18 protein-coding genes and 2 pseudogenes are annotated in these 20,261 nt (G+C 70.3%); 11 read left to right on the top strand and 9 right to left on the bottom strand.

The features are described 5' to 3' along the window. The first annotated feature begins 100 nt into the window (after positions 1 to 100). The 6 genes from OG490_RS05505 (at position 101) to OG490_RS05480 (ending at position 7,824) form a co-directional block, all read left to right on the top strand. On the top strand, positions 101 to 1,627 hold the full coding sequence (locus OG490_RS05505; RefSeq protein WP_330300789.1) for an NPCBM/NEW2 domain-containing protein: 1,527 nt from the start codon (positions 101 to 103) through the stop codon (positions 1,625 to 1,627). Between the two features lie 26 nt (positions 1,628 to 1,653). Next, a complete protein-coding gene (locus tag OG490_RS05500) occupies positions 1,654 to 2,727 on the top strand; it encodes a substrate-binding domain-containing protein (protein WP_330295151.1) in 1,074 nt (357 codons plus the stop codon). An 18-nt stretch (positions 2,728 to 2,745) separates the two neighbouring features. Then, complete coding sequence (locus OG490_RS05495) at positions 2,746 to 4,272, top strand: sugar ABC transporter ATP-binding protein (protein ID WP_330295150.1); 1,527 nt, start codon at positions 2,746 to 2,748, stop codon at positions 4,270 to 4,272. After that, the gene (locus OG490_RS05490; RefSeq protein ID WP_330295149.1) at positions 4,269 to 5,339 is read left to right on the top strand and encodes an ABC transporter permease; all 1,071 of its coding nucleotides are present in this window, start codon (positions 4,269 to 4,271) and stop codon (positions 5,337 to 5,339) included. The genes OG490_RS05495 and OG490_RS05490 overlap by 4 nt, the downstream gene beginning before the upstream one ends. Before the next feature lie 116 nt (positions 5,340 to 5,455). Next, complete coding sequence (locus OG490_RS05485) at positions 5,456 to 6,871, top strand: sulfatase family protein (protein ID WP_330295148.1); 1,416 nt, start codon at positions 5,456 to 5,458, stop codon at positions 6,869 to 6,871. 32 nt (positions 6,872 to 6,903) lie between these two features. Further along, entirely contained in the window at positions 6,904 to 7,824 is a 921-nt protein-coding gene (locus tag OG490_RS05480; RefSeq protein WP_443065931.1) for a formylglycine-generating enzyme family protein, read from the top strand. 7 nt (positions 7,825 to 7,831) lie between these two features. Here the strand turns inward: OG490_RS05480 and OG490_RS05475 are convergent, their stop codons facing one another. Together OG490_RS05475 and OG490_RS05470 are read right to left on the bottom strand one after the other, a co-directional pair. Beyond that, positions 7,832 to 8,428, bottom strand: a complete 597-nt coding sequence (locus tag OG490_RS05475; protein ID WP_330295147.1) for a TetR/AcrR family transcriptional regulator — start codon at positions 8,426 to 8,428, stop codon at positions 7,832 to 7,834. 84 nt (positions 8,429 to 8,512) lie between these two features. Next, positions 8,513 to 10,579 carry a galactose-binding domain-containing protein gene (locus tag OG490_RS05470; RefSeq protein WP_330295146.1) on the bottom strand — a complete coding sequence of 689 codons (2,067 nt, stop codon included), beginning with the start codon at positions 10,577 to 10,579 and terminating at the stop codon, positions 8,513 to 8,515. A gap of 408 nt (positions 10,580 to 10,987) precedes the next feature. Here OG490_RS05470 and OG490_RS05465 point away from each other — a divergent pair, with 408 nt between their 5' ends. From OG490_RS05465 to OG490_RS05455, 3 genes are all read left to right on the top strand, one after another. After that, on the top strand, positions 10,988 to 11,455 hold the full coding sequence (locus OG490_RS05465; RefSeq protein ID WP_330295145.1) for a hypothetical protein: 468 nt from the start codon (positions 10,988 to 10,990) through the stop codon (positions 11,453 to 11,455). Positions 11,456 to 11,737: 282 nt separating this feature from the next. Further along, the gene (locus tag OG490_RS05460; RefSeq protein WP_330295144.1) at positions 11,738 to 11,905 is read left to right on the top strand and encodes an SHOCT domain-containing protein; all 168 of its coding nucleotides are present in this window, start codon (positions 11,738 to 11,740) and stop codon (positions 11,903 to 11,905) included. Between the two features lie 145 nt (positions 11,906 to 12,050). Further along, a complete protein-coding gene (locus OG490_RS05455; RefSeq protein ID WP_330295143.1) occupies positions 12,051 to 12,488 on the top strand; it encodes a hypothetical protein in 438 nt (145 codons plus the stop codon). Positions 12,489 to 12,594: 106 nt separating this feature from the next. On the opposite strand, the gene OG490_RS05450 is transcribed toward OG490_RS05455, so the two are convergent. Continuing rightward, positions 12,595 to 14,625: a putative Ig domain-containing protein gene (locus tag OG490_RS05450; protein WP_443065759.1), complete on the bottom strand. Its 2,031-nt coding sequence runs from the start codon at positions 14,623 to 14,625 to the stop codon at positions 12,595 to 12,597. A gap of 275 nt (positions 14,626 to 14,900) precedes the next feature. On the opposite strand from OG490_RS05450, the gene OG490_RS05445 reads away from it, so the two are divergent. Continuing rightward, positions 14,901 to 15,707 (top strand): TrmB family transcriptional regulator, encoded by an 807-nt coding sequence (locus OG490_RS05445; RefSeq protein WP_330295141.1) that lies wholly within the window; start codon positions 14,901 to 14,903, stop codon positions 15,705 to 15,707. Positions 15,708 to 15,794: 87 nt separating this feature from the next. Here OG490_RS05445 and OG490_RS05440 read toward each other — a convergent pair whose 3' ends face one another. The 4 genes and pseudogenes from OG490_RS05440 to OG490_RS39125 form a co-directional block, all read right to left on the bottom strand. Further along, entirely contained in the window at positions 15,795 to 16,106 is a 312-nt protein-coding gene (locus tag OG490_RS05440) for a hypothetical protein (RefSeq protein WP_330295140.1), read from the bottom strand. 100 nt (positions 16,107 to 16,206) lie between these two features. Further along, on the bottom strand, positions 16,207 to 16,509 hold the full coding sequence (locus OG490_RS05435; RefSeq protein WP_330295139.1) for a hypothetical protein: 303 nt from the start codon (positions 16,507 to 16,509) through the stop codon (positions 16,207 to 16,209). 159 nt (positions 16,510 to 16,668) lie between these two features. Continuing rightward, positions 16,669 to 17,031: a hypothetical protein gene (locus OG490_RS05430; protein ID WP_443065758.1), complete on the bottom strand. Its 363-nt coding sequence runs from the start codon at positions 17,029 to 17,031 to the stop codon at positions 16,669 to 16,671. Between the two features lie 3 nt (positions 17,032 to 17,034). After that, positions 17,035 to 17,121 (bottom strand): annotated as a pseudogene (locus tag OG490_RS39125) (hypothetical protein); the annotation flags it as partial. A gap of 110 nt (positions 17,122 to 17,231) precedes the next feature. On the opposite strand from OG490_RS39125, the gene OG490_RS05425 reads away from it, so the two are divergent. Beyond that, positions 17,232 to 18,491: an FG-GAP repeat domain-containing protein gene (locus OG490_RS05425; RefSeq protein WP_330295138.1), complete on the top strand. Its 1,260-nt coding sequence runs from the start codon at positions 17,232 to 17,234 to the stop codon at positions 18,489 to 18,491. Positions 18,492 to 18,521: 30 nt separating this feature from the next. On the opposite strand, the gene OG490_RS05420 is transcribed toward OG490_RS05425, so the two are convergent. Together OG490_RS05420 and OG490_RS05415 are read right to left on the bottom strand one after the other, a co-directional pair. Next, the gene (locus OG490_RS05420; protein WP_330295137.1) at positions 18,522 to 18,926 is read right to left on the bottom strand and encodes an FKBP-type peptidyl-prolyl cis-trans isomerase; all 405 of its coding nucleotides are present in this window, start codon (positions 18,924 to 18,926) and stop codon (positions 18,522 to 18,524) included. A 115-nt stretch (positions 18,927 to 19,041) separates the two neighbouring features. Next, positions 19,042 to 20,255, bottom strand: a pseudogene (locus tag OG490_RS05415) (glycoside hydrolase family 1 protein). Positions 20,256 to 20,261: the final 6 nt, after the last annotated feature.

Raw genomic sequence — 20,261 nt, 5'->3', positions numbered from 1 at the left:
CACGGCCCTCGCCGCGCTCCCGCTGCTGGCGGGCGCCCTCGCGGTGGCCGCTGCCTCGCCCGCCGCGGCCGTGGCCGACGGGCAGGCGCTCACCCCGCCCATGGGCTTCAACAACTGGAACTCCACCCACTGCCGGGCCGAGTTCAACGAGGCGATGGTCAAGGGCATCGCCGACCTCTTCGTCTCCAAGGGCCTCAAAGCGGCCGGGTACCAGTACGTCAACCTCGACGACTGCTGGGCCCTGCCCAACCGGGACGCCTCCGGCAACCTGGTCCCCGACCCGGTGCGCTTCCCGAACGGGATCAAGGCCGTCGCGGACTACGTGCACGGCAAGGGGCTGAAGTTCGGCATCTACACCAGCGCCGGCACCAAGACCTGCGATACCGCCGGGTTCCCGGGCGGACTCGGCCACGAACAGCAGGACGCCAACCTGTTCGCCTCCTTCGGGGTCGACTACCTCAAGTACGACAACTGCAACAACCAGGGCGTCGACGCCAAGAAGCGCTACACCGACATGGGCAACGCGCTGAAGAACACCGGCCGCCCGATCGTGTACTCGCTGTGCGAGTGGGGCCAGAACCAGCCGTGGACCTGGGCTGCGGACGTCGGCCACCTGTGGCGCACCACCGGGGACATCGGCGACAGCTGGTCCTCGATGATCGGCATCGCGCACGCGAACCAGCAGCTCGCCGCGTACGCCGGACCCGGCCACTGGAACGACCCGGACATGCTGGAAGTCGGCAACGGCGGGATGACCGCGGCCGAGTACCGCACCCACTTCAGCCTCTGGTCGATGATGTCCGCGCCGCTGCTGATCGGCTCCGATCTGCGCAAGGCGACCACCGAGACCTTCGACATCCTCTCGAACCCCGACGTCATCGCCCTCGACCAGGACCCGCTCGGCAAGCAGGGCACCGTGGTCTCCGCCAACGGCGGCCAGGTCGTCATGGTCAAGGAGCTCAAGAACGGCGACCGGGCGGTGTCCCTGACCAACGAGAACGGCTCCACCGCCACCCTCTCCACCACGATGGACGCGCTCGGCAACGGCAACCGCGCCCCGTACTCCCTCAAGGACCTGTGGAGCAAGGCGGTGACGACGAACACCACCGGGAACATCAGCGTCTCCGTGCCCGCGCACGCCACCGTCGTCTACCGGATCACCCCGGGGCCCCTGGTGGTCCCGCCCTCCGGCACCACCCCGCTGTCCAGCCTCTCCTGGACCGGCGCGAGCAGCGGCTGGGGGCCGGTGGAGAAGGACCGGAGCAACGGCGAGCAGGCCGCGGGCGACGGCAGGACCCTCACCGTCAACGGGGCCACGTACGCCAAGGGCCTGGGCGTGCACGCGGCCAGCAGCATCAGCTACCACCTCGGCGGAGTGTGCACGGCGCTGACCGTGGACGTCGGGGTCGACGACGAGAAGTCCTCCAACGGCTCGGTGGTCTTCCAGATCTACCGGGACGCGGTGAAGGTCGCCGACAGCGGGCTGCTGACCACGGCCGACCCGGCGAAGAGGCTCACCGCCGACCTGACCGGCGGCCAGACGCTCAAGCTCGTCGTCACCGACGGCGGCAACGGCATCAACTCCGACCACGCGGACTGGGCGGCTCCCCAGCTGACCTGCAACTGACCGACCCGAAGAGGGAGTACCCGTAGATGTCCACGCAATCGAACCCCGGCAGATCGCGCCGCACCGCCACCCTGACCGGCATGCTCGCCCTCGCGCTGACCGTCGCCGCCTGCTCCTCCGGCAAACCCTCCAGCGAGGACGACGGCGGCAGCGGCAGCGGGGACGGCGGGACCGTGAGCGGACAGATCTCCATCGCCTACCTGCAGAAGCAGGGCGATCAGGAGTACTTCGTCTCCGAAGCCGCGGGCGCCAAGAAGAAGGCCGAGGAACTGGGCGTCAAGCTCACGGTGGTCAACCTGGGCAACGACGCCTCGAAGACCATCACCGAGGTCAAGTCGGCCATCGCGCAGAAGAACAAGGGGATCATCATCGTCGTGCCGGAGTCCGCGGTCGGCCCGCAGGTGGTCGCCGAGGCCAAGAAGGCCGGAGTCACCCTCCTGACCTCGGATGACCAAGTGTGCGCCAGCGGGCCCAAGCCCGCCGACTGCGACAAGGCGGACCTGGTGGCACGGGTGGGCTTCTCCGGCACGCAGATGGGTACGGAGATCGGCAAGCGGGCCGCGGCCGAGTTCGCCAAGGCCCGGTGGAGCGCGGCGGACACCCGGATCGTCTACGCCTGGAAGCAGGACACCACCGTCTGCACCGATCGGATCAACGGGGCCAAGGCCGCCTGGAAGCAGGCCGGGGGCCCGGAGGTGCAGGCCATCGAGCTCGGCACGGACAACACCCCGGCCGGATCCCAGTCCAAGGTGGAGGCGACGGTCACGGCCAACCAGGGCGTCAAGCACTGGGTGGTCATGGGCTGCAACGACGAGAACGTCTCGGGCGGGGTGAAGGGCCTGAACAACGCGGGCGTCAAGGGCGCCGACATCATCGGGGTCGGCCTCGGGGCCTACCTGGCCTGCAAGGACTGGCAGGCCGGCGCCGACAACGGGATGCGGGCTGCGCTCTACATCCCCGGTGACGAGGTCGGGAAGCTGGCCGTCCAGGCGATGTACGACAAGCTCAAGAACGGGACTCCGTTCACCCCCGAATCCTTCGCCCCGACCAAGATGGTCGACGCGGGGAGCTGGAAGGCCGCGGGCTTCGGCTGCAAGTGAGGGAGGTGCGTGCACACGATGAACGCCACACGAGCGGCCGGACTCCGCGTGGCGGAGGTCTCCAAAACCTTCGCCGGGGTCCCGGCGCTGCGGGGGATCGGCCTGGAGTTCCCGGCCGGTACGGTCACCGCGCTGATGGGCGAGAACGGCGCGGGCAAGTCCACGCTGCTGAAGATCGTCTGCGGTGACCTGCCGGCCGACTCCGGCTCGGTGCTGCTCGACGGCACCGAGCTGCACCTCCACTCCCCGGCCGACGCCCGGTCGGCCGGCATCCGGCTCATCCCGCAGGAACCCGAGATCGTCCCGCACATCAGCGTCGCCGAGAACGTCTACCTCGGCGCCCTGCCGACCCGCGGCGCCCGCCGCTTCGACCGGGCCGCCCTGCGCCGACGCCTCGAAGCCGACCTGGTCCGCATCGGATTCGAGAAGGTCCTCGACCCCGACACCCTCGGCATCCACCTCACCGCCGCCCAGCGCCAACTCGTGGAGATCCTGCGGGCGCTGACCGGCGACGCCAAGGTGATCGCCTTCGACGAACCCACCTCCTCGCTCTCCGAGCACGAGGTGGAATCCCTCTTCGCCCTCATCCGGCGCCTGCGGGAACAGGGCCTCGCCGTCGTCTACGTGTCCCACCGGATGCGGGAGATCTTCCGGCTGGCCGACCGGGTGGCCGTCCTGCGCGACGGCGCACTGGTCGGGGTGAAGGAGGCCGGGGACACCGACGAGGCCGAGATCGTCCGCATGATGGTCGGCCGGGACCTGTCCGCGATGTTCGCCCGCACCCGCGTGGCCACCGACCGGGTGGTCCTCGACGTCCGCGAGGTCACCACCGACGACGTCCGCGACATCAGCTTCCAGGTCCGGGCCGGAGAGGTGGTGGCCCTGGCCGGACTCGTCGGCGCAGGTCGCTCCGAACTGGCCCGCGCCCTCGCCGGAGACCTCCCGCTGCGCGGCGGGACCATCGGCGTGGGCGGCCGGACCCTGCGGCTGCGCCGGCCCTGCGACGCCGTCCGGTCGGGCATCGGCCTCGCCCCCGAGGAACGCAAGTCCCAGGCCCTCTTCCTGGACCGCTCGATCCGCGACAACACCGCGCTGGTGGTGCTGGACCGGCTCAGCCGGCTGCGCTTCGTACGGCGCGCGGCGGAGCGGGAGCTGGCCCGGGAGTACACCGACCGGCTGCGGGTGCGCGCCCCGTCCATCGAGAGCGAGGTCCGCACCCTCTCCGGAGGCAACCAGCAGAAGGTGGTGCTGGCCCGATGGCTGGCCCGCAGGCCCGAGGTCCTGATCCTCGACGAGCCCACGCGCGGGATCGACGTGGGAGCCAAGGCCGAGATCTACCGGATCATCGCGGACCTGGCCGAGGCCGGTACGGCGCTCCTGGTCATCTCCTCGGAACTGCCCGAGGTACTGGGCCTCGCGGACCGGATCCTCGTCATGCAGGGCGGCCGGATCACCGGCGAGCTCGGCCGGGACGAGGCCACGGAGGAAGCCGTCCTCGCGCTGGCCATGGCGGACGACCTGACCGGAGACGGAGTACGGACATGAAGGCGACCCCCGCGACGCGCGCGGCGCAGGCACCCGCGCAGGAACACGTGACCGGGCCGGCCGCCCCCGCGGGCCCGGGCGGCGCCCGGCGCCGGGCGGCCGCCGCCCTCGCCGGGATCGGCGGCCAGAACCTCAGCCTGATCGGCGCCCTCGTGCTGGTCCTGGCCCTCTTCGGCTCCCTCAACTCCGCCTATCTGACCTGGGCCAACATCAAGGTCATCGGCGACGCGGTGACCATCTCCGGGCTGCTCGCCCTCGTACAGACCGTGGTGATCATCTGCGGCGCCCTGGACATCTCCGTCGGCTCCCAGGTGGGCGTGGCCTCGGTGGTCTCCGCGATGGTGTTCACCTCCACCGGCTCGAACGCCCTGCTCGGCATCGCCGCCGCCCTCGGCGTCGGACTGCTGGCCGGGCTCGTCAACGGGGCGGTCATCGTCTACGGCCGGATCAACCCGGTGATCGCCACCCTCGCCACGCTGGCCGCCTACAAGGGAGTGGCGCAGCTCCTGTCCAACGGCGCCGCCCAGGGATACGTCAGCGGGGACGACGTCTTCGTCTTCCTGGCGAACGGCGCGGTCCTCGGCATCCCGGTCCTGCTGTGGGTGCTCGCCCTGGTGACCGTCGCCATCCACCTGCTGCTGAAGTACACCGACATCGGCCGCAACATCTACGCCATCGGCGGCAACGACACGGCCGCCCGGCTCGCGGGCATCCACATCAACAAGTACCTGATCGCCGTCTACGGCCTCGCCGGAGTCGTGGCCGCCTTCGCGGGCGTCCTGCTCACCGCCCGCACCGGTTTCGGCCACCCGGTCTCCGGCAGCGAGGGACTGGAGCTCAAGGCCATCACCGCGGCGGCCCTCGGCGGCTGCCTGCTGGCGGGCGGCAAGGGCGGTGTCGGCGGCACCCTGCTCGCCATCACCCTGCTCGGCGCCCTCGACAACGGACTGACCGTGCAGGGCGTCAACCCGTTCTGGCAGAACGTCGCCCAGGGGACCCTGCTGGTCGTCGCCGTCGTCATCCAGAAGCGCCGCGCGGGCGAGCGTGCCGTGGGGCTGCCCACGTAACGGTCCCTGACGTCATTTCACACGCCGTACATGGAAAGGGCTTTCGGCTCCCTTTACGCTCTGGGGCATGGCAGTGGCCGCCACACCATTTCCCCTTCGAGCAGGAGGAAATACCGATGAGCGAGAGAGCCCGGACGCAGGTCAGCAGGAGAGGATTCCTCGCGGGCACGGCAGCGGCGGCAGCCGCGACCGCCGTGCCCGCGATCGGCCAGGCGGTGGCGGCCACGCCCGCGGCAGCCGCCGCGACGGCTTCCGCCGGCCGTCCGAACATTCTGCTGATCGTCACCGATGACCAGCCCAAACACACCGATTGGGCGATCCAGAAGACCATCGGCTGGATAGCCGGCCAGGGCGTGAAGTTCACCCACGGCCACGTCACCACCCCCCTGTGCGCACCCTCGCGGTCCTCGGTCTTCTCCGGCCGCTACGCCCACAACCACGGCGTCCGCAACAACGCTTCGGCGGCGGCCCTGGACCAGAACACCACCGTCCAGCGCTATCTGAAGCAGGCCGGATATCGCACCGGACTGTTCGGCAAATACCTGAATTCCTGGAAACTCGCCGACGCTCCGCCGCATTTCGAGGAATTCGCGCTGCTCCAGCCCGCGTACGTGGACGCCAACTGGAACGTCGACGGCACGGTCCAGACGATCAACGGCTACACCACGAACATCATCAAGAACCGGACGCTGGCCTTCCTGGACAAGGCGGCCACCGACGACCGCCCCTGGTTCGCCTACGTCACCCCGTACGCCTCGCACGGGCCCCGCACCCCCGAGCCCAAGTATGCGGGCACCGCCGTTCCCGAGTGGAACGGGCGCCCCTCCGTCACCGAGGACGACCGCAGCGACAAGCCGCCCTACATCCAGAACGCCACCGGCACCCTCGCCGACGGCCGCCGCATCCGCGCCGAGCAGCTGCGCACGCTGCTGTCCGTGGACGACGCCGTCCAGGCCTTCAAGGACAAGCTGGCGGCCCTCGGCCAGCTGGAGAACACCCTCGTCATCTACATCGGCGACAACGGCTTCGGCTGGGCGGACCACGGCTGGACCGCCAAGTCGGTGCCCTACGCCCCCGCCCACGAGGTGCCGTTCTACCTCTCCTGGCCCGCCGGGGGACTGGGCGCAGGCACCGTGGACGACCGCATCGTCGCCAACATCGACATCGCGCCCACCATCCTCGACGCCGCCGGGATCAGCCCCGACACCCCGCAGGACGGCAGTTCGCTGCTGACCCCGTACAGCCGGGACCACCTCCTGGTCGAATGGTGGAAACAGGGCACCGGAGCCGACCACAACACCTGGTCCTCCTACGTGGCCAAGGACGAGCAGTACGTGGAGTACTACGCCCTGCACACCGACGCCAGTGGCACGGTGTCCGGCACCGGGCAGGTGAAGTTCCGCGAGTACTACGACCTCGCGGCCGACCCCTACCAGCTCACCAACAAGCTCCACCAGGCCACCCCGGCGCAGGAACGGGACCTGGGAATCCCCGCCCTGGCGGCCCAGCTCGCCGCCGACCGGACCCGCTAGATCCGTACGTACTCACCGGAGCCACCGTGTCTTTGCCGCTTCCCTCCTGCTGCGCCCCGGGGCAGCACGCCCCGGCCGCCGCCCCGCTGTTCGCCGTGCCCGCGGTTCCTTCCGCTCCCGCGGCTCCGGCGGCTCCCGCAGCTCCTGCGGCCCGCCGGGCCCGCGGGCTGCTCGATCTGCCCGGCGGGCGGTTCCTCATGGGCACGCAGGACGCGGACGGATTCCCGGCCGACGGTGAGGGCCCGGTCCGTGAAGTGGAGGTGACTCCCTTCCGGATCGGGCCGACCACGGTGACCAACGCCCAGTACGCCGCCTTCGTCAAGGCCACCGGCCATGTCACCGAGGCCCAGGAGTTCGGGTTCTCCTTCGTCTTCGCCGGTCTGCTGGCGCCGGAGCTCGCTGCCGCAGCGCCTGCCGTGGCGGGCGTTCCGTGGTGGCGGGCGGTCTCCGGAGCCGACTGGAAGCACCCCGAGGGCCCCGGGTCCTCCATCGCCGCCCGGCAGAACCACCCCGTGGTCCACGTCTCCTGGAACGACGCCCAGGCCTACTGCTCCTGGTCCGGCACCCGGCTGCCCACCGAGGCCGAGTGGGAGTACGCGGCCCGCGGCGGCCTGGAGCAGCGCCGCTACCCCTGGGGCGACGAACTCTCCCCGGGCAACAGCGCGATGCTCAACATCTGGCAGGGCGAGTTCCCCGACCGCCCCACCGGTCCGCACCTGGGCACCGTGCCCGTGAAGTCCTACCGCCCCAACGGGTACGGGCTCTACAACACGGTCGGCAACGTGTGGGAGTGGTGCTCCGACCCGTTCGCGCCGGACGGCGCCTCGCGGGCCATGCGCGGGGGCTCGTTCCTGTGCCACGACTCGTACTGCAACCGCTACCGGGTCGCCGCCCGCAGCTCCAACACCCCCGACAGCTCCACGTCCAACATCGGCTTCCGGGTAGCAGGCTGAGGCGGCGTCAGCTCTCTCCGGCGAGTCCGGCCACGTGGTCGGCGATCATGTCGAGGATCTCGGAGGCTGCCTTCTCGTCGCCGACGGCGAGGAAGTTCAGGGTCACCCCGTCCGTCATGGCCGCCAGGTAGCGGGCCAGCACGGACACCGGGACGCTCAGCTCGAACGGGGTGATCCGGCGCAGCTCCTCGAGCAGCTCCCCGTACGTCTCGCAGTACAACTCGTACTGCCTGCGCGCCAGATGCCCGAACCCGGGCTGGCGCAGGGCGTACTGGGTGAGCTCGTAGGTGAGCATGTGCTCGCCCGGCCGGGCCGCCACGTGGTCCCAGTAGGCCTGGAAGCCGGCCCGGACGGTCTCGCGCAGGGTCTCCCGGGGCTGGATCGCCGCCTTCACGAGCGTGATGTAGTGGCCGGTGATCGTCTCCATGACCGATTCCAGCAGGGCTTGCTTGGAGTCGAAGCAGTAGTGGAAGACGCTCAGGGACACGCCCGCCTCGGCGGCGATCGACCGGGTCGTGGTCCGTGACACACCGTCGCGGGTCATCGCGCGGATCGCGGCCTCCGTCAGCTGCGTGCGCCGGTCGGTCAGCGGCATCCGTGCCATGTGTGCGTCCCCCTCGTTCCTGGTGGTGCTCCGCGCGCGGCGTCCGGGGCGGCCCGGCCCCGGACGCCGCGCGCGCGACCTCTCTCAGCTGCTGTATACGCCGACTTCGTACAGGGAGTAACCCCACTGGGTGCCGCGTCCCGCTCCGTGGACGCGTACGTACCGGGCCGGGACCCCGGCGAACTGCGTCGTGTCCAGACCGCCGTCACCGGTGGTCGTGGACCAGGCCGTCTGCCAGTTCGCCCCGTCCGTGGAGACCTCGATGCGGTACGACTTCCCGTACGCGGCCTCCCAGTCGAGGGTGACCCGCTTGACCAGGTTCACCGAGCCCAGGTCGAGCTGGATCCACTGGTCGTCGTTCCATTCGCTGGCCCACCGGCTTCCCCGGTCGCCGTCCACGGCCTTGCCGGACGCGAAGTTGACGAACGGGTTCCACCACTCCGCCGAGCTCGCGGAGGAGGCCGCGCCGGCCGCGAGGTTCACTCCGGCCCTGTGCTGCTCGGTGGCGCCCCAGGTGCGCAGGTAGGACTCGGCGCCCTGGAACAGGTCGTCGACCACGCCCTGCCCGCCGACCAGTCGGATGTCTTCGATCCAGTCGGGCACCATGCCGTAGTGCGCGGCGCCGTCGGTGTTGAAGTCCCAGGTGCGCTGGCCGGCGGTCTGCTTGTCGATGACCGAGCCGCCGTCGGTGCTGCGGAACGGGTACGTGACCGGGGTGGGCGCGTCGGCCCCGCGCGGGCCGGGCCAGCCGCCGACGCCGTTCATGTCGGTGCCGTAGCCGTAGCCGACGTGGTACTTCTCGCGCAGGGCGTCCGTGCGCTTGGCCTCCGCGCTGAAGGCCTCGGAGCCGCTCATGTACTGGGCGACGAAACCGCCGAGCTTGTAGAGCCGCTCCATCCAGCCGAGGTCCATCCAGCTGTGGGAGGAGATCACGCCCGGGTAGGACTCGGACTCCAGGATGTCGAAGGCCTGGCCCGCGGCCTTGACGCTCATGTGGTCCACTTCGAGCATCATCTTGCGCTTCATCATGCCGCGCACCGCGTAGTCACCGAGGTCGGTGAGACCCCGGGTGTTGCACTGGGCGCCCGAGGCGTACGAGGGCACCGCCACCCCGGCGGGCAGCTCCTTCACGGCGTTCGGCGCGGCCCCGAGTCCGATCGGGTTGTCGTGCTGCGGGCCCTTGCACTGCTCGGTCTGCCAGAAGGTGCCGGTCGACAGGAACTGCCCGACGTTGATGGCCGTTCCCAGGGCGCCCTCGTCGAAGCGCACCCCGCACAGGGCGTTGTCGAACTTGTGGCACAGGAACATGCTGCGCACGCCGAGCCCGTACAGCTCGTCGAGGCCCTTGTCGATGTCCTGCTTGCTGCACTGCGCGATGTCCAGGATCTGCTTGCAGCCGAAGGGCTCGGAGGTCTCGACGCCGAGCACGACGGCGAGCTTCCCCTGCTTGACGACCTCGCGGGCCTGCGCGGAGTCGGTGACGATGCGGAACCACCCCTTGCCGGGGCCGCCGTACATCTTGTCGATGTAGGCCTGCATGTCGTAGCTCTTCTTCGCCTCCAGACGGATGGCGGTCATCTCGTCGCAGCTGCGGTCCTTGAAGAAGTAGACCGAGCAGATCACGCCGTTGGTGACGAGGTCGTTGACGAGCACGCGCTGGCCACCGCGCCAGGCCCGCTCGATCCAGGCGTAGTAGTTCTGCTGGTGGGTCAGCGAGTCGTGGGCGGGCCAGTCCTTGAAGGTCGGCCAGCCGTCGGGGTCGTGCTTGCCGTCACCGCCCTTGGTGACGAAGTCGAAGATCGCGAGGCTGCCGTCCGGGTAGTGCTCGGGACAGTCCTTGAGCGCGTCGGCGACCCCGAGGTCGGAGAAGGGCTTGCCGCAGATCAGTCGGCCGCCGAAGCCCTCGTTGGACATGATGTGGTCGTGGGCGTCCACGAAGCCCCGTACGTTGCCCTGGGCGTCGGTGCCCTTGAAGGGCTCGCCGGTCACGTTGATCCCGGAATCGGGAGCGGGCCGTGCGGTGGGGTTCCACCAGCCCGCGTCGGCCGCCGCGCCCGGCACGGGGCCGAGCACCATGGCCAGCAGGCCGAGCAGCAGCGTCAGGATCGCGAGGGGTTTGCGTCTGGGGCGGGGGTGCGGGTGTCGGCTCATGGCCACTACTCACGTCCTCGGTCGGCGGAGGGCGCGGTCGAGGACACAGTCCACCGGGGGCATGACCACCCTGGCGCCTGATTGTCATGTCCCGCGCAAGCATTGCGTCGAGAATCGCGACTGCGCCAACCAGAGTCAAGAGTCCGGGACAACTGACCTGATGAATCGTCACTTTGGCGTGATCTGGAGGGTGCGCCGGGCGCGCGTCCCCATCGCACGTTCACATGTTCTCCGTTTCTGCTTCACCGATCCGTGTGCCCCATAGCGCTGTGCCCCGTGGATTGTCATGGCCGCGGCCATGGGTGGATGGCCGGTTTCAGTCCACGCACGGCTTGTGGGGAAGGGGGTGGCCCGATGCCTCGACCACGTTTTCTGTTCGTCTCATGGGTGGACGTCGAGAGACGTCACGTGCCTGCGCAGACGGCGGGGGGACTGCGCCGGGCACGGCGGGACGGCCTGGACAGCGGGCCCGACGCCGTGACCTGGCGCCTGGTGGGCGCCAACAACCACGAGCTGGGACGAAGCCCGTACGTGCACGGCACCCTGGCCGACTGCTGCGAGGCCGTCGAACGGCTCCAGGAGCGGATCGAAGAGGCCGCCCCGCTCGTGACCATGTCCACCGGAACGAGCGCCGGAGCCACCGGCACCGGCGCCTGGACCTGGCAGCTCGCCCTCGACGGCGACTGCGCCGCCGTCTCCACCCGCACCTTCCGCCGCCAGCGCGAATGCCGCCACAGCTGTCAGCTGTTCCTGGCCGCCGCGGCCGGGGCCCAGGTGGCCTCCGCGATCACCTACACCCGGCGGCTGCGCGGCCTGCGCCTGCCCGGCGCAGGCGACGTGCCCGGGCCGGCCCTGCGCGGGGGAGGCCTGCGATGACCGCCACCACCGTGATCCCTCCCGACGCGCCGCAGGACGAGCACGTCACCCCGCGTCCGCTCGCCAGGAGCGCGGACCCGGCCGACCGGGTCTTCCGCGGATCGGCCCGAACCGCCGGAGCGGCGGTGCTCCTCGTCATGACCCTGGTCGGCATCTTCCTCGGCGTCCGCCCTCAGGGATTCGAACGGGCAGCTGCTCTTCATGGAGCGGGTACCCCGGGCCGATGTCGTGCGCGCCATCGCCGCAGTGGACGAGAAGTAGGGGGGCATCATGCGTCGACGTATGGGACGACCGGGACTGCTCGGCGCGAGCCAACCCCCGTCGGCCCCCGCCCAGGCGGCCCCCGTGGACCGGGTCGGCCAGCTCACCGCGCTGGCCGAGCTGAAGGCGCAGGGGCTGCTGACCGACGAGGAGTTCACCGCGGAGACGGCCCGCGTACCGGCGTCCTGACCCGCCGCGGAGTCCCGCGCCCGGCAGCCGCGTTCGCCACGGCGGGCTCCGCGGGCCGGTCTGGGAGAGGGAACCGGGATCGTGCGGGCCGCGTCCCATCGCCGACCGGGTCATCCGCCGCGGGGGAGGTCAGGGAGGTCATGGGATGCGTGGACGAGCGGGGACGGTTCTCGCGGTGCTGCTGTTCGTGGCCGGCTGCGGCTCCGGAGCGTCGGCCCCCGGGCCGGGGGCCACGGTTCGGCCGACGGGCGGGGGCGTGGCCTCCGTCGGTGATGGCTGCGCGCAAGCCACGGACGTGACCGGCGCCGAGGTGACCGTCACCGAAGCGGACAACGGCCGCCGGATCTGCCTGGACCGGCACGGCAGCGTCCGGGTGTCGCTACGGGGGACGCCCGCCGCCACGGTGACCGTCTCCGGGACGGCGCTCGCCGAGGACGAGGGCTCGGGCCCGGTGTTCCGGGGCGTGTCGCCCGGTACGGCCGTGCTGAAGTCCACCGTCAGGTCCTGTCCGGAGCAGGCCCGGCCCGGCGCGGTGAACTGCCTCGCGATGGCGGCCTGGCAGGTCACCGTGGTGGTCCGCTGAAATCCTCGTCACCCGACGCCCCACGGCCGGACGGGCCCGGACCGATATCAGCGGTCCGGGCCCGCCCCCTTTCATGTGCGCGTCAGTGCGTCAGTGCGTCATCGCGTCAGCCGGTGGTGACCGCGGTGTCGTCGATCACGAACGAGGTCTGCAGGCTGGAGTCCTCGGTGCCGGTGAACTTGACCGTCACCGTCTGCCCCGCGAAGGCGGACAGGTCGAGGGTCTTCTGGACGTAGCCGGTGTTCTTGTCGAGGTTGGAGTACGAGGCCAGGGTGGTGGAGTTGGCCTGCACCGTCAGCTTGTCGTAGGCGGTGGCGGTGGTCGTCTCCGCGGTGTCGATGTGCAGGTAGTAGCTGAGGGTGGCGTGGCAGCCGGAGGGGATCGTCACCGACTGGGAGAGCGAGTCGGTGTGCGTGGCGCCATAGCCGTTGAGCCAGGCCTTCCAGGATCCGGAGTGCGAGGCCTCGCCGCTGCCGTTGTCGACCACGCCGGTGGTGGCGGTCCAGGGGCTGGCGCTGCCGGTTTCGAAGCCCGGGTTGCCGAGGAGCTGCGTGGCGCCGCAGCTGCTTCCGGTCGGGGTGACGGTCCAGGTGAAGGAGGTGCTGCCGGCCGCGTTGGTGGTGTCCTTGGCCGTGACCGTCACGTTGTAGCTGCCCGCGGTGGTCGGGGTACCGCTGATCAGGCCGGTCGAGGCGTTGATGGACAGCCCCGGCGGGAGTCCGGTGGCGCTGTAGGCGAGGGTCTGGCCGCTCGCGGAGTCGGTGGCCTGGATCTGGAGGGAGGCGGCGGTGTTGACGGTGGTGCTCCGGCTGCCGGGGTTGGTCACGGTGACGGTGTTCCCGCCAGTGGAGCCGCCGGTGAAGGCCGCGACGCCGTTGGGGGTGCCGAGACCGGTCGGGCCGTCGTAGCCGGACTTGGCGGTGCAGAGGTAGCTGCTGCCGCAGGAGCCGTTGGCGCCGCTGGTCACGTCGTTGAGCGAGGAGGTGTGGGCGTACGGGTACGAGGACGGGTAGCCGCCCGCGGCCGGGGTTCCGGCGAGGGCGTAGACGGAGGCGATGATCGGCGCGGAGGCGCTGGTGCCGCCGTAGACGTTCCAGCCGCTGGCCTGGTAGCTGTCGTAGACGGCGAGGCCGGTGGCCGGGTCGGCGACCGCCGAGACGTCTGCGACGGTGCGCTTGGCGCAGCCGCTGTCGGTCTGCCAGGACGGCTTGGTGGTGAAGCCCGAGCAGCCCGAACCGGCGCCGTTGCCGCCGGAGGTGGTGCCCCAGACGGACTCGGACCAGCCGCGCGTGGTGCCGCCGGCGCGGCTCAGCGAGGTGCCGCCCACGGAGGTGACGTACTGGGAGGCCGCCGGGTACTCGACCCCGTAGCCGCTGTCACCGGAGCTGACGGTGATCGCGACGCCGGGGTGGTTGAAGTACGAGGCGTCGGAGCTCGCGTCGGTGGAGTCCTCGCCGCCGCCGTAGCTGTTGGAGACGTACTTGGCCCCCATGGTCACCGCACGGTTCACGGCCGTGCCCAGGTCGGCCATGGACGGCTGGTTCGCCTCGACGAGCAGGATGTGGCACTGCGGGCAGACGGCGCTGACCATGTCCACGTCGAGGGAGATCTCGCCCGCCCAACCCGAGTCGGCGGTCGGGTAGGTGGTGCCGCCGTTCTGGTCGACCTTCTTGAAGCAGCCGTTGGCAGTGGTGCAGGCCGGGAGCCCGTACTGGGAGCGGTACGTCGCCAGGTCCGACTCGGCGTTCGGGTCGTCGTAGGCGTCGATGATGGCGACCGTCGCCCCGGCGCCCGCCGTGGCCGGAAGGGCGTACGCGCCCTGCAGATCGGTGGGGCCGTAGCCGGACGGCAGGATGTTCGGGGCGAGGCTGAGCTGCTGCTCGAGGTCGGTGCGGGCCAGGGCGTGGCAGGCCATGAAACCGGCCTTGGCGGGCTCCGAGCAGAGCCGCTGGGTGTGCACGGCGGTGGCGGCGGTGGTGGTGGGCGCCGCAGAGGTCGCGGAGGCCGCCGAGGGCGGGGCGAGCGCGAGTAAGCCGCCGGATATCAGCGCCGCGGTCGAGAACGCGGCGGTGGCGGCGCGACGCGTCAGGCTTCTGGCGCGGCTGGTGGGTTTCGATTGCAATGAACTGCCCTCCATGGGGGGTTGGATCACCGCGGCGCGGGATGTGGGCCCTCATGGCATGACATGTCATGGCCATGACATGTCAAAGCGAGGGGCGCCGCGGGCGACGAGTGGCGCGGGTTCATTGGTGCCGACATCGCTGCCGGCATCGCTGCCGGCATTGCTGCCGACTGCCACCACGTTCAGTGGTGGCCATCGACGAAGGTAGTGAGGAGCAGGCCCAAGGGAATACCCGCCGAGTGCAAAGGATTGCTCTCGGTCAGTGAACTCCGGGTATAGCGTGTGCTGCCATGAAGTTGGACGATGCTGCGGTCAACGACCTTGTGGGGCTTGGTCTTTCGCGCTACGAGGCACGGGTCTACCTCACCCTGGTGAGGCGGGAGTCGTACACCGCGGCGGAGGTCGCCCGCGCCGCGGACGTCCCCCGCCAGCGGGTGTACGACGTGCTCGACGCGCTGGTGCGCAGGCGCCTGGCCATCCCCCGCCCCGGACGGGTGGCGGCCTTCTCCGCCGTGGCGCCCGAGCTGGCCCTCACCCGGCTGATGACCCTCCAGAGGGAGTCGCTGGAGCGGCTTGACCAGGCCTCGGCCGCCCTCGCCGCGGCGCTGACCCCGGTCTGGACCGCCGGACGGACCCACACCGACCCGCTCGACTACATCGAAGTGCTGCGCGACCCCAAGGCGATCGCCGAACGGTTCGCGACCATCCAGGAACAGGCCGCCCACGAACTGCTCAGCTTCTGCAAGCCGCCCTTCGTGGCGCCCGCGGCCAACAGCGAGGGAGTCGAGGCGGTCCACCGGCTGCGCCGCGCAGGCGGTACGGCCCGCGCCGTCTACACCCACGACGCGCTCGGCGACGCGGAGGTGTTGGAGAACGTGCGCCGGTTCGGCGAAGCGGGCGAGGAAGCGCGCTTCGCCCCGGAGCTCCCGATGAAGCTGATCGTCGCCGACGCCTCACTCGTCCTGTGCGACATGCCCGACCCGATGGCCGAGACCCGCGCCACCACCGCCCTGTACATCGAACACCCGGCGCTGGCAGGCTGCTTGCGCCTGTCGTTCCTCACGGTCTGGGAGCAGTCCGTGAGGTTCCCCGAGTAGCCGGGCCGGTCCGGCTGCGGCGACGACGAAGCCCGGTCCGGCTGGTGGCCGGACCGGGCTTCAGGGGCTACGGGAGGCGCGGCAGCGTCAGCACTTCGCCGCCCGGGCCCGCTCCGCCGCGGCCATGACCGCATCGGCGATCCTGTCGGCCCGCACGCGCCGGCGGAACCAGCGCGCCATGTTGCTCTTCTGGCACACGATGGAGAAGGCGTTGCCGCCACTTCCGCGCACCCCGATGTCCATCCCGTAGTACACGCCGGACACGTCGGTGATGTCCACGAGCGGAATCAGCTTCCAGGACCAGAAGTTGCGGATGGCCAGAACGTCCTCACGGATCTCCATGCGGGCCCGCACCAGCACCACCGCGACATCGAGGACGACGCCGAGGGCAACTGCCATCAACAGCCAGTCCCCGCCAGTCCGATCACCCTGCTGGTGATCCTTTCGTTCCATGACTGTTCCGACATGTGCGACGACTCGTCTCCTGGCAGTGGTGCATTTACTTCGGCAGTTTCATCGGGCGTTTCTTCCGGTCCGCCTTCTTCAGGACGTCCCGTCCGGTCCACCCGAAATAGGTGTCGAGCCGTAGGCCGACGACAGCGGCCAGTCCGCCCACGGGCACGATCCAGAGCAGTCCGGTCACGATGCCGGCAAGGGCGACGCAGTATCCCGTGATTCCGATCCAGCGGAACCTTGCGCCCTTGGGTGCCCTTGCCGTGCGCCATGCGAAGAATACGAGGATCAGCGCGAGGATTACCCAGCCGACTGCCGGGATCTCAGAAGCGTGATATCCCTCGATCATGCGTTGCTCCTTCGATCGGGAAGGCGGCTCAATATCCGCTCATGACCCATCCGGTGCCCATGGTGTGGCCCGCCATACGGGCGCGGCCGGCCGATTGGTACATGGCGTTCAGGAAGTTGGTGTTTCCGCTTCCGAAGATGTGCAGTCCGCGGACCGCTTTCACCTTGGAGAAGCCGTAGTCGACGGCGACACCCCCGGCGAACTGGCCCCACCCACTGCCCGTGCGTCCTCCTTTGCCTTCTTGGCCCGCTTCTCGGCGTCCTCCTTGGCCTTCCGCTCGGCTTCCTGGCGCTTCTTCTCCGCGGCCTTCCGCTCGGCCCCGGCCTTGGCTGCGGCTTCACGGGCCTTTCGCTCGGCCTCCATCTTCGCCACCCAGGCCTGCCAGGCCCGGTAGGCGGCCTGCGCGGCCTCCCAGGCCTTTCGAGCCTGTTCCTTGAGCCAGTTGGTGATGGATCCGAAGAAATTGCCGTCAGGGTCCGAATTGATCAGCGGGTTGTTGTTGCCGTAGGTGTAGCCGTGCATTTGCTGCGGGTCGGTCGTATCGATGATCGGGTCGACCGAGATGAACCGTCCGAGCGTGGGATCGTACTCGCGTGCGCCGAGGTGGGTCAGGCCTGTGGAGTCCGTGGTTCCGCCGACGATCCCCTTCGGTCGGTTCGGGGAACGTAGCCAGGATCACCATCCCCAAGAAGGACTTCATCAGCGGGCGCCAGCACTCCTGGATGGTGCGCGCCGAAGACGGCCGGGCCAACTCCGGCTGGTCCGGGGTCTGTCGCTTCATCGTCGACCAGAACGTCCCGAGCACGCCGCCCGACATCAACTCACCGGAATTCCCGAACGGTGCGGGCGGCAAGCCCGAGCACACCTCTCCCGCCCGGACCGAGGGCAGCTTCACCTTCACCCCGGGCCAGGCCACAGGAGTCAAGAAGTACGAGTACTGGAGCGAGTGGTCCCAGCAGCGGGTCACCAAGGACGCCGAAGCCGACGGCCGACTGGCCGTCCGGCTCACCCCGCCCGCCGCCGGCCCGGCCCGGATCTACGCCCGCTCGCTGACCGCCGGCGGCAACCCCTCCGACGTGCAGACGTACCTGTTCTACGCCAACACCCCGGATATCAAGGGCGTCCCGGGTGACCTGAACGGCGACGGCAACGCCGACCTGTACGCACTGGAGTCCGCCGGCCGGCTGCGCATGTACGCGGGAATCGGCGACGGCACCGTCAGCAAGTGGCGCGAGGCGTCCGGGCTCTCCCTGGCAGGCTCCCTGATCACCCACCGCGGTGACTGGACGGACAACGGCTACGAGGACCTCGTCGCCACGATCGGAGCCAAGGGCAGCCGTACGGCCCACGTCTTCCCCAACAACGGGTACGGGTACGCGTGCAGCCGGTACGAAGAGCAGGCCCCCGACGCGGTCTGCACGGACGAACGCCGCGATCTGCGCTTCGCCGACCAGGCCGACGACCACATCAGGGACGCGGACCAGATCCTCGCCGTCGGCGATGTGGACGGCGGCCCCGAGGAAGGCGTCCCCGGCTACCCCGACCTCTTCGTCAAGGAGAACGGGCTCCTGTGGCTGTACTTCGGCAGCCCCTCCGGCTACCTCGACGACAACCGGGACCCGGTCCTGATCGGCGAGGGAAACTGGTCCGACTTCGACCTGGCCTCGCCCGGCGACCGCACCGGCAACGGCTTCGCCGACTTGATGACCCGGCACAGGTCCACCGGCGATCTACGCCTCCTGGAGTCCACCGGCCCTTCCATCGATGGCCTCGGTGGCCCGGCCGCGGGCACGCTCATCGGCGACTCCTGGACGGCGGCCAACCGCCCGCTGCTGACGGCGGCCCAGGACGCGGACGGCGACGGCCGACCGGACCTGTGGGCCACCACGGGCACGGGCGGACTGCAGTTCTACCCCAACGCCACCGGCCGCGGCACCCAGGTCGGCTCAGGAAGCTGGGAGGTGTTGTCCCAGCTGAGCTGACCCGATGTGAGCCGGGCGGGCCGGCAGGCCCTAGGAGTTGCTCCACCCGGTGGTGTTGGAATACGAGTCCAGCAGGTCCACCACGAAGATCAGGGTCGAGCCCGCCGGGATCAACCGCGAGGGCGACTGCTTGCCGTAGCCCAGGTGCGGGGGAACGATGATCTCGCGCCGACCGCCGACCTTCATCCCCCTCACCCCCCGGTCCCAGCCCTTGATGACCTTGCCGCCGCCCAGGGCGAACTTGTACGGCTCGCCCCGGTCCCAGGAGGCATCGAACTCCTTCCCGGTCTCGAAGGTCACCCCGACGTAGTGGACCCTGACCACCATGCCCGGCTTGACCTCGGCCCCGTCCCCGACGACCAGGTCCCGGATGGTCAGCTCGGCAGGAGCCTCACCCTCCGGAACCTGGACCTCGGGCTTCGTCAGTTCACTCATCGCAGCCCCGTCACTCTCCAACGGCAAGCCCCCGCGGGGACCGGCCGGACACATGGACAGCCCATGCGGTAGGTGCCCACGCTACCGAGAACGCCGACCGGTGCGGCGCCGCGGGCTACGCGTCGCCGGGAGCGTGCAGCTCTCCCGTCCGGGCCACGCGGGAGTACCAGTGAGCGCTCGATTTGGGCGTGCGCTTCAGGGGGTCGTAGTCGACGTGGATGGCGCCGAACCGTTTGGCGTAACCGTAGGACCACTCGAAGTTGTCGAGCAGGGACCAGAGGAAGTAGCCGCGTACGTCCACCCCGTCGGCGATCGCCCGGTGCACGGCGTCGAGGTGGGAGTGGATGTAAGCGGCCCGCTGCGGGTCGTGGACCGTGCCGTCCGGACCGACCTCGTCCTCGTACGCGGCGCCGTTCTCGCTGATGACGAGCGGCAGACCGGGGTACCGGGCCGCGGTCCGCGTCAGCAGGTCGTACAGGGCGCTCGGATCCACCGGCCGGCCCATCGCCGTACGTTCACCCGGAGCCCGGTGGAAGGCGACCTCGTCCGCGCCGGGCCAGGGCGAGTGCTCGCTGTTGCCGTAGCCGTCGTCCTGCGGCTTCCGGGCCCCCGGCGCCACGTGCGAGACGACCGTGGGGGTGTAGTAGTTGACGGCGAGCAGGTCCAGGGGCTGGTGCGCCGTGGCGGTGTCGCCGTCCCGGACGAAGGACCAGTCGGTCAGGTGCGCGGTGTCGACGAGCAGGTCCTGGGGGTACGCGCCCTCCAGCATCGGGCCGAGCCGGATCCGGTTGCCGACGGCGTCGATGCGCCGCGCCGCGTCCCGCTCCTCGGCCGACGGGGTCAGCGGGCGGAGCTCGTGGAGGTTGAGGGAGACCGCGATCTGCGCTTCCCCGGGCAGCGCGGCCCGCAGGGCCTGGACGGCGAGGCCGTGGCCGAGGTTGAGGTGGTGAGCCGCGCGCAGGGCTGCGACCGGATCGGTCCGGCCCGGGGCGTGGACGCCGGAGCCGTAGCCGAGGAACGCGCTGCACCAGGGCTCGTTGAGCGTGATCCGGCGCTTGACCCGGTCGCCGAGGGCGTCCGCCACGAGGCCCGCGTACTCGGCGAACCGCTCGGCGGTCGCGCGCTCGGGCCAGCCCCCGCGTCCTCCAAGTGCTGGGGGAGGTCCCAGTGGTAGAGGGTGAGGGCTGGTTCGACGCCGGCCGCGAGCAGCTCGTCCACCAGCTTGCGGTAGAAGTCGAGGCCCTTCTGGACTACGGGGCCCCGGCCGGTCGGCTGGACCCGGGACCAGGAGACGGAGAACCAGTAGGCGCCCAGGCCGAGTTCGGACATCAGCAG

This window comes from Streptomyces sp. NBC_00503, assembly GCF_036346895.1.
Classification (GTDB): Bacteria; Actinomycetota; Actinomycetes; order Streptomycetales; family Streptomycetaceae; genus Streptomyces.
The sequence above is the reverse complement of the archived record's forward strand: the minus strand, read 5'-3'. Positions and strand labels throughout refer to the sequence as shown.